Source organism: Aquirhabdus parva, assembly GCF_003351745.1.
In the GTDB taxonomy this organism is placed as follows: Bacteria; Pseudomonadota; Gammaproteobacteria; order Pseudomonadales; family Moraxellaceae; genus Aquirhabdus; species Aquirhabdus parva.
Genome location: NZ_CP031222.1, coordinates 3,697,031 through 3,709,856 on the forward strand (window position 1 = coordinate 3,697,031; position 12,826 = coordinate 3,709,856).

General features: G+C 45.0%; 7 protein-coding genes. 2 read left to right on the plus strand and 5 right to left on the minus strand.

Annotated elements, in window-relative coordinates; translation table 11 throughout:
• Window positions 1–45 precede the first annotated feature (45 nt).
• Entirely contained in the window at window positions 46–882 is an 837-nt protein-coding gene (locus HYN46_RS16690; RefSeq protein ID WP_114900437.1) for a dienelactone hydrolase family protein, read from the minus strand.
• 225 nt (window positions 883–1,107) lie between these two features.
• Window positions 1,108–2,631: a flavin-containing monooxygenase gene (locus HYN46_RS16695; protein ID WP_114900438.1), complete on the minus strand. Its 1,524-nt coding sequence runs from the start codon at window positions 2,629–2,631 to the stop codon at window positions 1,108–1,110.
• Between the two features lie 553 nt (window positions 2,632–3,184).
• Here HYN46_RS16695 and HYN46_RS16700 point away from each other — a divergent pair.
• Window positions 3,185–7,909 (plus strand): RHS repeat-associated core domain-containing protein, encoded by a 4,725-nt coding sequence (locus HYN46_RS16700; RefSeq protein WP_162818276.1) that lies wholly within the window; start codon window positions 3,185–3,187, stop codon window positions 7,907–7,909.
• Complete coding sequence (locus HYN46_RS16705) at window positions 7,888–8,400, plus strand: DUF6714 family protein (RefSeq protein WP_114900440.1); 513 nt, start codon at window positions 7,888–7,890, stop codon at window positions 8,398–8,400. Before HYN46_RS16700 ends, HYN46_RS16705 begins: the two co-directional genes overlap by 22 nt.
• A gap of 365 nt (window positions 8,401–8,765) precedes the next feature.
• On the opposite strand, the gene HYN46_RS16710 is transcribed toward HYN46_RS16705, so the two are convergent.
• The 3 genes from HYN46_RS16710 to infB form a co-directional block, all read right to left on the minus strand.
• Window positions 8,766–9,029, minus strand: a complete 264-nt coding sequence (locus HYN46_RS16710) for a hypothetical protein (RefSeq protein ID WP_114900441.1) — start codon at window positions 9,027–9,029, stop codon at window positions 8,766–8,768.
• Between the two features lie 456 nt (window positions 9,030–9,485).
• A complete protein-coding gene (locus tag HYN46_RS16715) occupies window positions 9,486–9,905 on the minus strand; it encodes a ribosome-binding factor A (RefSeq protein ID WP_114900442.1) in 420 nt (139 codons plus the stop codon).
• Window positions 9,905–12,637, minus strand: coding sequence for a translation initiation factor IF-2 (infB, locus tag HYN46_RS16720; RefSeq protein WP_114900443.1), 2,733 nt, complete (start codon window positions 12,635–12,637; stop codon window positions 9,905–9,907). The genes HYN46_RS16715 and infB overlap by 1 nt, the downstream gene beginning before the upstream one ends.
• Between the last annotated feature and the right edge of the window lie 189 nt (window positions 12,638–12,826).

Here is a 12,826-nt window from a genome sequence, read left to right on the forward strand (position 1 = left end):
GCCGTTGAGTTAATCAACGGCTTTTTTATTTCTAGCAATCAACCCTTAGTGCTTTTCACCAAATACTGAATTGAAGAATACACGCATGTCATGCCATGATTTTTTATCGGCTGCCGCGTTATAGCCGACATCAATCATATTTTCTTTGCCTAAACGATCTGCTGCAGGGCTTGAAAAGCCATGCTTGGCATTGGGATAGCTGATGAATTGATAAGGCACGTTTCCGGCTTTCATCTCTGCTTTAAAGGCATCTACTTCCGCAGGTTTCACCATTGTATCAGCCTCACCATGCAAGACGAGGATCTTGGCTTTGACCACGCTGGCTTGTGCTGGCGTTGCGGTTGCAAGAACCCCATGGAAGCTTGCGACACCCGCAAGTGGTAATCCTGCACGTGCCATATCGAGCACGATCTTACCGCCAAAGCAGTAGCCGATCGCACCAATCTTGCTGGTATCCACTTGAGGCTGAGCTTCAAGCAGTTCTAAACCTGCTTTAGCGCGGGTCATGGAGGTCGAGGCATCATTGAACACGCCATGCATCATCTCCATGGCTTCACTGGCTTTTTCGGTATGTTTGCCGTCTCCATACATATCAATCGCCAGTGCGGCATAGCCAAGCTTGGCCAGTTGGGTGGCACGCTTACGGGCATAATCGTTGAGTCCCCACCACTCATGGACCACCAAAATCCCTGGTCGCTTGGTCTTGATCGCATCATCATAGACATAGTAGCTGACCAGTTTGGTGCCATCGGCAGCGGTATATGGGATTTCTTTACTTTGGATCGCAGCCAGTGCTGCACTGCCGTATAGCCCTGCTGCAAGTGTGAGTGTGACCTTGAATAATGATGCCTTAGATAATGAAAGTTTGGATATGGACGTCATGATTTCACCCTGAAAATGACAAGCGATATGGCAGCTCATATGAGGTGCACATGAGACATGCGCTTAGAGAGCTTGATTCTAACCAAATGATTAAAGCAACTATAGAGGGTATAAGGGTGATTAATAGTGAATGATACAAAAGTATACATGATGCAAGACTCGACACTCAAAGTCTCATTCGAATCCTACATATTGATCAGGTCATCCTTGCACAAGCAAAGTCGTTTACGCGAATTGATAGTCGCTTAAAGGGAAGGTATGACTGGCATGCATGGCGTTGTATGTGGTTGTTGGGCGCAGTAATGTCGCTTCCCCTTGCGGGTTAAAGTAATAGCTATTCGCAGAGGCACAATTGCCATTGGTAAAAATGGAGCTATCCAATTTATGCTTCATTCTATCTGTAAATGTACTGTTGGCAGCGGCATTGACTTCAAAAGAGGTCGCATCCAGTCGAATCATCTCACCCAGACAGCGTTCGATATGCGCCATCTGATAATCCACCACCGAGAAGTAAGAGAAGCCTGAATACGCATATGGGCTATGGAGATTAAATAAATTGGGGAAGTTCGGCACGCTTAATCCCTCATAGGATTGAAAACCATTGTCATCCCACCATGCCCCGAGCTCTATGCCTGATTTGCCGATGACATCAAAAGCTGGAAAATTGCCCTTCTCCCAGACCTTAAATCCTGTGGCCAAGATCAGGGTATCGATTTTACGTTTGACTCCATCCTGCGTCACGATACCATCAGCTTCAATATGATCGATGCTGGTTGTGACCAGCTCGACATTTTTGCGATTAAAGGTCGGATAGAAGGTGTTTGAAAACGTGGGGCGTTTACAGCCAAAGTCATAATGCGGGGTGAGCTTCTCACGGAGTACCGGATCTTTAATCACGCGACGCATATGGGCGCGGCACATGAACTCAATGCTTTTATTGAGGAAACTGAGCTGTTTGTTATGCAGCACGCCTGTCACCATCATCAGCTCAAGCACGCTTGAACTCGCAAAGCGGGCGATCTTCTGACTTTCGGGCAGGCTGGCAAACAGTTTTTGAATCGATTTTGCAATTTTGGAGTCATTTTTGGGAGAGACCCAAATCGCCGTGCGCTGATAGACATCCAGTTGCGCAAGCTTTGGTGCGATTTCAGGCACGAGCTGCACAGAGGTCGCACCCGTACCAATCACCGCGGCACGTTTGCTATTAAGGTCATACGTGTGATCCCAACGCGCGGTGTGAATGACTTTACCTGCAAAGTTTTCAATGCCTTTAATATCCGGCATTTTCGGATGAGAGAGGAAGCCGGTCGCAAGAATCAGAATACGGGCTGTGACAGGGGCCTGCCCTTGGATGGAAACGGTCCAGAATTGACCTTCTTCGTCATAGACTGATTTTTCAACCAATGCATTAAAGCGCATGTACTGGCGTAGATTGTATTTTTGAGCCACATGATGTGCATAGGCTTTTAATTCTCGGCCCGGTGCATAGATTCTCGACCAATAAGGATTGGGCTCAAAGGAATAAGAATAGGTGACGGATGGAATATCGACGGCAATGCCCGGATAGCTATTATGGTGCCACGTCCCACCCACATCAGAGGCCTCATCCAGCATGAGAATTGAGGTAATGCCTAAGCGATTCAATTGAATGGCGGCCCCCATCCCACCAAATCCTGTGCCGACGATGATGGCTTGGTATTCGGGTGTTTTTGGGGATGCTGGAGCTGATTTTTGAGGTGCTTTGCTCATGATGATTGTCCCCGCCTCATTAGAAAATGTCGTGATGATGGAGTGAGTGGTGGTTCCAGCCTAGTCTGTTTGAAGGTAATTGACAATATATGTTGTCAATTACGTAATGATTTGAATATATCACCCTCATACTAAAAGTGTAATGGCATTTTTTGATATTTGAGGTGTCAATTGATCACTATTTTTTAAATAATTTAGGAAAGTTCTTTTAAGGCCTAGTGCAGTCTGATTAGTTAATAATTAGATTTATTGGGTACTCATAAATTGCTTATTTAATAAATATTTAAAAAGTAATCACCTATTGTCAAAAAAAATTCGAGGTCGCTAAAGATAAACATCTCATAGCGACTAACTCTTATTTCTCTTTTTGACTTCAAGCTATTAAGTTTTCTAATTAGATAAAAATTTTATGAAATTTGCTTGATACATGATCATGCTTTGTGTTACTTAAAGACTAAGAAAATGACATAGAGTAACTACACGGATGAAAATAATAAAATTATCGAATAGTCTTAGAATTTCAAATTTATCGAAATACTTCATATTTCATTTGATGTTATTAGTCAGTACTCTATTAGTATTTAATACAACTTATGCAAACGGGCCTACCGATCAATGTGCTCGATTTGGCGGGGCGCAGGCGCTAGAATGTACTCCTGCGAGTCACCCAGTTTCAGATTGGATTTATCATGCAGGCAATCAAAACTTTGCAAGCGAAGATGCTTTAACTCAATATATTTGGGAACATTGGGCTACTTTCCCATCAGATTGTCTAAAATATAGCTGTACATCACAGATTACTCCAGGTTGGGATTTTAATACGGTTAATCCAAGTAACCCTAATGGAAATCCTCCTCCAGCAGGCGTTGTATGGTCATATACTGGTGGATTAAATAATAACGAGATACAAGGACAAGGCAAGCTAGCCCAGTTCAAAGTTGTACGCCCAGCCACTCAGGATGTAAGTGGCTATACTTGGGATTATAGTTGGACTTATGCACGTAACCGTAATGTGGATACCTATATTTGCCCAGCAGGTGCCCAGCTATGGATTAGGCCTAAAACGGATACAACACCGACGTCTATGTGGTGCTATATCCCTAAACCTATAGTTCAATGTAAGATTAGATCTAGCCCTGCAACAAAAAATCCATGCTCAATCACTTCAGGAAATAAATTCAAACCTCAAGAAGATTGGGCGGCGACAGTTGGTCCACTTCGATTTAACCGCGTATATAACAGTATTAGCTCAGGTCTTATACCAGAATTATCGACTGCACAGCTTGATCCAAACTTTACATGGACAAATGGCGGTGCAGGTGGAGACGCAGGCAGCCCTGCTTCATCTAAACCACGCCCCAACTCTGCCTCACTTGGCAAAACATGGACGCATAACTACAATCTACAATTGATTTACACTCAACCTGGGCAAGTCATCCTAATTCGTGGCAACGGATTACAAGTCTCTGCGTCTAGTATATATACAGATACGACAATTGCAGGAGTTAATGGTTGGTTTATTGATAGAGATCAAGGACTAAAATTATCTCAACTTACCGATGGTAGCTGGCAAGTTCTGAATATTAAAAACAATACTGTTGAACTTTATGATACCAATGGTCGCTTAACTCAGATTAAATATGCAAATGGTCAATATGTTACGGTTAATTACCCTGCAACAAGCGGTGGAACCGTTTTTTATGATCCAAGTTCCGTGGTGGATAATTTTGGTCAAACCATGGGATTTCACTATAATACGTTGAATCTACTGACTTCTATATCATTACCTTCAGGCGGAACTATTACCTATACCTATGACACACAAAATCGTTTAAGTACTATTATTCGTCCTGGTTATGGCACAAAAACCTACCTTTATAGTGAGAACAGCACTGTTGCACCATCAGGTAATCCTAATCTCCTGACAGGGATTCTTGATGAGAAAGGTACACGCTATGAAAGTTATGCCTATGATACATCAGATCGCGGAATTTCAACTTCAATGGCAGGTGGTGTTGAGAGTTATACTCTCAGTTATAACGCCAATGGTTACAATGCAGTCACTGATCCACATGGTCTAACTAAAAATTATTACATTACGACCGCTTCAGGAAGCCCTGTAGTTGGTACAATAGTGTTGATGAATAGTGGTAGTACAACTATTCAAGAACATAATTACACCTACGATGCTGCTGGGAATATTGCTTCAGATAATCATCTTGGTATCACCACCAACTACACCTACGACCTCACCCGCAACCTCGAAACCAGCCGTACTGAAGCAGTAGGAACCCTTCAAGAACGAACCATCACGACGCAATGGGACCCTAACCTTCCCGTTCCTACTTTAATCACTGAGTCAGGTAAAACCACGGCTTATACCTACGACAACAATGGTAATGCACTAACCAAAACCGTTACAGATAAGACGACGACTCCCTTTACTATCCGCACATGGACGTATACCTATAATACGGTCGGGCAAAAACTCACTGAGAAAACGCCAGCAGGTGAAACAACCACCTATGCCTATGATAGTAATGGTCGTTTAATCACCGTGACTGATGCATTAGGCAATGTCACGACCTATAGCAACTTTACCCTCTTAGGTCCAGCTGCAACGATCACCTATCCAAATGGTAATAAAGTTGATTATGTTTTTGATGAGGCTGCACGAGTTAAACAATCCAGCGAAACAGTCTATAGCGCGCCTTATCAAGCTACGGATTCCACCACATCGACGCATTGGCCCCAGTGGATCATTGATCTGATTAATGCCTTATGTCAGTTGATTGGATCAGCTTCGCCGTTTGATGCCTCAGGCTCGACTACTGCATCCGTCGTTCAACCTTTGACAGCCACGGCATCCCGTGTAGACGTCACGAAGTATTATTACGACCCAATTGGACAATTAACCTCGGTCGTCATGCCGAGTGGTGAAACGCTCACCTATAGTTATGATGATGCTCATCGTCTCGTGGGTGCAACCGATAGTTTAGGCAATAGCATTACCTATACCTTGAATGGCGCAGGCGATATCACCAATACCTCCATACAAGACCCTACAGGCAATATCAAAGTCAAAACTCAGCAAATCTTTGATACCTTGGGCCGTGTACAACAGGACGTGGGCAATAATGGGCAAAACACGACTTATGGTTATGACAATTTAGATAATCTCACCAGCACGACGGATGCTTTAAACCGAAGTACAAGCAGTACGTATGATGCTTTAAACCGAAAAGTGACGGATGTCGATGCTTTAGGACAAACCGTTAAATATGGCTATAACGCCTTGGATCAACTCCTTACCATCACGGATGCACGTAATAACACGACCACCTATACTCCCAATGCTTTTGGCGAAATCACCAAGGAAGTAAGCCCAGACACAGGTACGACTACACGTAGTTATACCAATGGACGTCTGATGTCGGCGGTGGATAGCAATAGCATGACGCACGCCTATGGCTACGATGATATTGGGCGTGTAACGACACGGACTGATTCGGGTGCCTCTACAAGTACACTCACAACTCAGTACGGCTATGACCAAGGCACTTATGGCAAAGGTTACCTAACCAGTGTCGGGAATGCGTCCAGCACCCTGCGCTATAGTCGTGATAGTGCGGGTAATGTTATAGAGAAAGTGATGGCGGTGGGAACTAGCCCGTTCCGCGTCCAATACAAGTATCTGGCTGGCAATAAAATTAGCGATATTGTCATGCCCAGCGGACGTCATATTTCTTATGCCTATACCAATGGCAAAATAACCAGTGTCAGCATTTTGGGTTTAGCAACGCTATTGAACAATGTGAAGTACGGCCCAACGGGGATCGTAGGCTGGACATGGATTACCTCTGGTTCAGGTGCAACAGATACCAATACCTTCAGCTATGACTTAGATGGTCGCATGACCAATGTGACATCAACAGGTGTATTAGGTCGGGGTTACACCTATGACGCAGGTAATCGTATCCTGACGATTTCTGACATCTTGGCAGGGATTGGCACACAGTCCTACACCCATGACAAGCTTGATCGTTTAACGCTACAGACGCTTGCAAACCAAACACTGGGTTATAGCTACGATGCCAATAGCAATCGTACCTCTAAGACCCTGACTCCAAATGGCGGCAGTGCAATCAGCAGTACCTATAGCATTCAAGATTCAACCAATCGAATCAATACCATCACCGCAAATAGCACGACGAATACCATGACGTATTTGCCGACAGGGCAATTGGTTAATGATGGCGTACATCAGTTTAGCTATGACGCGGCAGGACGTTCCATCACCATTCAAAATAGTGCCACGGGCGCCACGATCTATAATAGCTACAATGGACTTGGAGAACGTGTCAGCAAGAAAGCGGGTCTGAACCAAATCTATTTTGTCTACGATGAAAATGGTCATCTGCTTGGTGAGTACGATCAGAATCGCGCCATGATTCGCGAATACTTCTGGCTTGGTGATCGTATCGTCGGAATGATGAGTAAAGATCGTCCGGGTGTACTTCTACGTGTCCATACCGATCATTTAGGTACTGTTCGTGCAGTTAGTCAAGGTGATGGTACGAATACACGGACTGTACTTTGGCGCTTTGAAGGCGATGCATTTGGGGATACGCTGCCGAATGAAGATGTGGATGGCAACGGTATTAAATTTACCATGCCGATTCGTATGCCGGGTCAGTACTATGATGCTGAAGTAGGTACGAGCTATAACTACTTTAGGGATTATGATGCCAGTACTGGGAGGTATGTGGAGAGTGATCCGATTGGGCTCAGTGGAGGAAACAACACATACGGGTATGTGGGTGGAAATCCAAACAGTAAAATTGATCCTGATGGGCAGTTTGCTTTCCTGATTCCTTTCCTACCCGAAATTGGGGCAGCTATATGTGAAGGGGGTGGATGTGCTGCCGCAGCTTCTGCGATTGCTAATGCAGTTGGTGCTATAGGACTTGGGGCTGTACTATCTAACCCTCACAATGTCAATGACTATAATGACAACAATATTGAAAAGATTTCTAATAAAAGAGAATATGAAAGGAATTGTGATGACAATGACCCTCCATTAGCTGATCCATGTGAGGAGGCTAAACGGAAGCTAAAAAGGGCTGAGTTGTGTCTAAGCTCAAGAAAGGCTTTCACTAATAAATGGTACAATGGTGTCGATGACCGACATAGTCCACAGCTCTATGTTGATCTTGAAAATAGAATTAAAGCTGCTGAAAGGGAGGTTGCCCGTAAATGCGCATGCTCCAAAAAATGATGAATACAGACTTACTCTTAAAGGAAATAAATGATGTATTTCCTGATAGTCCAATGCCTGACACATCAGAGTTAACTGTACATCAGAAGGATTGTGAACTATGCGATGATGTTCGTCGATACTTGAATGTCTATCGACATTTAAGCGTTGATAATAAACTAATTAGATTCTTGCATCAGAATCTATATGAACTTTCACCCTTAGCCTTTCGTTGGGTACTGCCTCATTATCTTAAATATTGTTTGACGGAAGATTGGGCGTATGCGCAAGAAGAAACATACTTTTTGGTTTTTAATCTTGGGCCGGCCCCTCAGCTTGAGAATGATACACTCATACGATTTGCAGCTTTGAACGATAAACAGATTAATTGCTTAATCGATTTTTTAAGTTGGTGCACTGGAGTTGAGGACTGTATCGACATTGAAGATGATATTAATAGAGCTTTTGCGTTTTTAAAGAAGCTTCTTAACCAAGCAAGATTAAAAATGTAGAAATCGTAGATACCGTCTTCAACGTCAAGTTTTATCAAGCTAATCTTACGTCATAATTAGCTTGATAAGGCATCTGATGCTTCACATAGCACAAATACACAAGCTTAGGCATCGTTGCACCCCAACCATTTTCGATCTGCCGTTTGATAAAAGCCGCTCATACATCACTTTGATGTGAGGGTTATGTTTGATCGCAACTACTGCCGACATATACAAATCCGCACTTTTCTTGGCCGAGCCTGCTTTCGAAAGGGAGCTTCTCCCGTTAATAGAGTTATCAGAAATCGTAGATGGGTAGAGGCATGAAACCCATCTTTACACATATCAATCATGAACGATATATGATTAAAAATGTGTCTGCATCTCTACAGCGGTTCTGATCTCTTGTCCCGTTCCTCCCGATACTTCTGCTTATGGAAATTGACGGTTCTTTCAATCTCATCCAGATCATTGACCAGTTGCAAAGCCAGACGCTGCTGCGCCAGTGTGCTGTGTTCTTGCCGTGCCATTGGATTATCTGGGGGTTGATACGCTGCCCAATCAAGTATTCGGCAATCCGGCTTCTCACATACAAATAAGCAATGCTGTCCTGATTCATGGATTACTCCTGTAGAACGTCTGTTAAACATGAGGCTGAAGAAGTTGGCGAGTTCATTTCAAGTTCAGAATTTAGGGTTTATTTTTGTCCTTTCTGCGGAGAAAAACTTGATAGCAATGTCGATTAGAAGTTTGTCAATTTAGCTTCTCTACCCATTTCCATCCCATGTAAAAACCTCCCGTCCGCGGGAGTTCCTCACCCAAAAAATATCACACACCACTGCTGCAAAGCCTGAAAGCCTTGCTGGTCAAGGCTTATAATGTGTAACACGGATAGAATTAGAAGATGATGAGGATTGTGGATGTCATAAAATCTTAGAAAAACGAAAACGACCACCTTATGATTGGTGTCAAGGTGATATTATTTATTTCGAATACATTGATTGTCTGAAGAAGTGTAAAGAGAAATAGAATGCTTTTTCCCTTAATGACTTACTGAGTTCCAATAAAAAACCGCGCTAAAGGCGGTTTTTTTAAATCACTTTCAATCACTTCTGCTCAGTTACATTCTCATCAATCCCATAACTATCTTCCGCTGGAAGATCTTTTACGGCTTTAGAAATCAGATCCGCCATGTAGTTACCATGCGCGGTTGATTTGTCATAATGAAAACGCAAACGCGGTGTGAAACGGGTCTTGATACGACGACCCAGTTCCTGACGCAGGAATCCTGCGGCACCGTTCAACAGATCTAGGGTTTCTTGATGCGCTTGTTCAGTCAGGTCGTCATTTAATTCACGACCCATGACCGTCACATACACATCGCCATAACCCAGATCTGAGCTGATTTTCACGCCAGAGATGGTGACCATGCCACCACCCAGACGTGGGTCTTTGAGTTCCATGCGAATGAGGTCAGACAACTCGCGTTGTACCTGATCACCCATACGCTGTAGACGCTGACTCATTATAGACTCCGTTTAATCTCATGGACTTCAAAGACTTCGATCTGATCGAGTTCTTGAATGTCCTTGTAGCCTTTAACACCCAGACCACATTCCATACCTGCACGAACTTCATTGACGTCATCTTTATAACGACGCAATGATTCGAGTTCGCCTTGGAAGACCACCACGCCATCACGCAGCACGCGGATTGGGCGGTTACGATGGATGACACCCTCAAGCACCATACAACCCGCAGCAGCACCAAACTTACTTGAACGGAACACTTCGCGGACTTGGGCAATACCCAAGATGTTTTCACGATGTTCTGGCGCCAACTTACCGCTCATGGCTGCTTTTACGTCATCAATCATTTCATAGATGATGCTGTAGTAGCGCAGATCGATGCCATCTTCCTGACTCTTTAGACGTGCGGCATTGTCTGCACGAACGTTAAAGCCAAGCATTGCCGCACCAGTTGATTCAGCCAGTGTGATGTCTGATTCGGTAATCGCACCAACACCTGAACCGACGATCTGTACACGCACATCATCAATCGACAAGTCGTTTAATGCATGAGTAAGTGCTTCAAGTGAACCACGTACATCGGCTTTGAGGACGATATTGACGGTAGGTACGTCTTTCTTGCCCATACCCGCCATGATGTTTTCAAGGCGCATGGCAGATTGACGATCGATTTTGTTTTGACGTTCGCGGTCAGCACGGAATTCAGCCACTTCACGGGCTTTCTTCTCATCAGAAACCACAAGGATTTCATCACCGGCATTCGGCGCATCGGGTAAACCGAGGATTTCAACTGGAATTGAAGGACCCGCAGATTTAACCTGCTTGCCGTTTTCATCGGTCATCGCACGGACGCGCCCGTAGAAAGAACCTGCAAGGAGCAAGTCGCCGACTTTAAGCGTGCCTTTTTGAACCAGAACGCTAGCAACCGCGCCGCGACCTTTGTCGATACGGGCTTCGATCACGATCCCTTGTGCCGCGCCTTCTTCAGAAGCAGTGAGCTCCATCAGTTCAGCTTGGATTGAGATCAGATCAAGTAGCTCATCAATACCCGCACCGGTTTTTGCAGAAACACGCGCGATAGGCACATCCCCACCCCATGCTTCTGTGGTGACGCCTTTGACAGACAGTTCGTTCAGAACGCGATCTGGATCAGCGCTTTCTTTGTCGATTTTATTCAACGCAACGATGATTGGTGTACCTGCCGCTTTGGCATGTTCAATCGCTTCAGCGGTTTGTGGCATTACGCCGTCGTCCGCTGCAACCACCAGAATCACGATGTCGGTGGCTTTCGCACCACGTGCGCGCATTTGGGTAAATGCTGCGTGACCCGGGGTATCGAGGAAGGTGATGACACCACGATCAGTTTCTACATGGTAGGCACCGATATGCTGAGTAATCCCGCCTGCTTCGCCTGACGCCACTTTGGTACGGCGGATATAGTCGAGCAGTGAGGTCTTACCATGGTCAACGTGACCCATGATGGTGACGACCGGAGGTCGCAGTTTCACGTTACCGCGATCAGCAACCGAAGCCATCAGTTTGTCTTCAACGGCGGTATCACTGACCAATACAGGGTTGTGACCGAGTTCTTCAACCACCAAAGATGCTGTAGATTGATCAATCGTTTGATCTTGAGTAACGATTTCGCCCATTTTCATCAAGGTCTTGATGACTTCACGAACTTTAACCGCCATTTTTTGCGCCAGATCGGCAACGACGATATTTTCAGTGATTTGAACATCATAAACTTGTTTTTCAACAGGCTTTTCAAAACCGTGTTTGTTCGATTGGCTGGTTTTCAGACCACGTGGGGTTTGGCGGAAAGATTGCTCTTCCTGACGACCTGAACGATTACGTCCTTTACCCTTGCCCGCACCCGCGCCTGCCGCTGTCGCTGCACCACGTTTGATATCACGATTTTCTTTATCAAAAGATTCTTCGTATGCACGACCAACGAGACCCGCAGCCAGTGGTGCGGTGTCATCGATCTTACGATCTGGAGCTGCGCCATCGGCATATTTGCTGGCCATTTGGCGCATTTGTTCAAGCGTACGTTGTTGTGCTGCTTCAGCTGCTGCACGGCGTGCCGCTTCTTCAGCTGCTTTTAGGCGAGCAGCTTCTGCTTCACGCTCTTTCTTCTGTTCTGGTGTTTCATCGATTTTAGCTGCGCGTTTTTTAACGACAACTTCTTTCTTCTCTACATTTTTCTTGTCGCTTTGCAGACGCATTGCATCAAGCGTTGCTTGATGTTTAGCATCGGCTTCTGCACGTGCTTTTTCTGCCGCTACCGCCGCTGCTTCTTCAGCTGCTTTCACATCCGCAGGCTTTGCGTCTTGCGCTTTTTCTTGGGCACTGGCTTGAATGCTGGCTTGAATACGCGCTTTTGCTTCTAATTCAAGTTTGGCGCGTTCCGCTGCTTGGGCCGCAAGATCAGGCTTAACAAAAGTATGCTTTTTGCGCACTTCAACATTAATGGTTTTGGCTTTACCGCTTGAGCTTGCCACTTTGGCCGTGCCGAGCGTTTTACGCTTTAATGTGATTTGAGTGGTATCAGGCGCAGATTGACCATGGCTCTGTCTTAAGTGAGCAACCAGTTTTTCTTGTTCATTTTCAGTGACGAGCGCAGTTGCAGCACGCGCGGGTAAGCCTGCCTCAACCAATTGGGATAATAATTTTTCGACTGGACGGCCGACTTGTTGTGCTAATTCGTTTACGGATTTATCCGCCATGTGGTGCTACCTACCTATATACTCAAAACATCATTCAAAATCATTCGTGTTAAATCATGGGGGTCATCCTTAAAGATAACCTGCGCTGGGCGCTCATATTAAAAAAACCATGCCAGTACAACTCCAAGTTGTGTAGTGGCGTGTAACGAAGAACAACCCGTTACACGCGATGATGCTTATTCAGCGAGA

Coding starts and splice junctions, on each gene's coding strand:
- HYN46_RS16690 (WP_114900437.1), bottom strand. CDS start 882: ATGACGTCCATATCCAAACTTTCATTATCTAAGGCATCATTATTCAAG.
- HYN46_RS16695 (WP_114900438.1), bottom strand. CDS start 2,631: ATGAGCAAAGCACCTCAAAAATCAGCTCCAGCATCCCCAAAAACACCC.
- HYN46_RS16700 (WP_162818276.1), top strand. CDS start 3,185: ATGTTATTAGTCAGTACTCTATTAGTATTTAATACAACTTATGCAAAC.
- HYN46_RS16705 (WP_114900440.1), top strand. CDS start 7,888: ATGCGCATGCTCCAAAAAATGATGAATACAGACTTACTCTTAAAGGAA.
- HYN46_RS16710 (WP_114900441.1), bottom strand. CDS start 9,029: ATGTTTAACAGACGTTCTACAGGAGTAATCCATGAATCAGGACAGCAT.
- HYN46_RS16715 (WP_114900442.1), bottom strand. CDS start 9,905: ATGAGTCAGCGTCTACAGCGTATGGGTGATCAGGTACAACGCGAGTTG.
- infB (WP_114900443.1), bottom strand. CDS start 12,637: ATGGCGGATAAATCCGTAAACGAATTAGCACAACAAGTCGGCCGTCCA.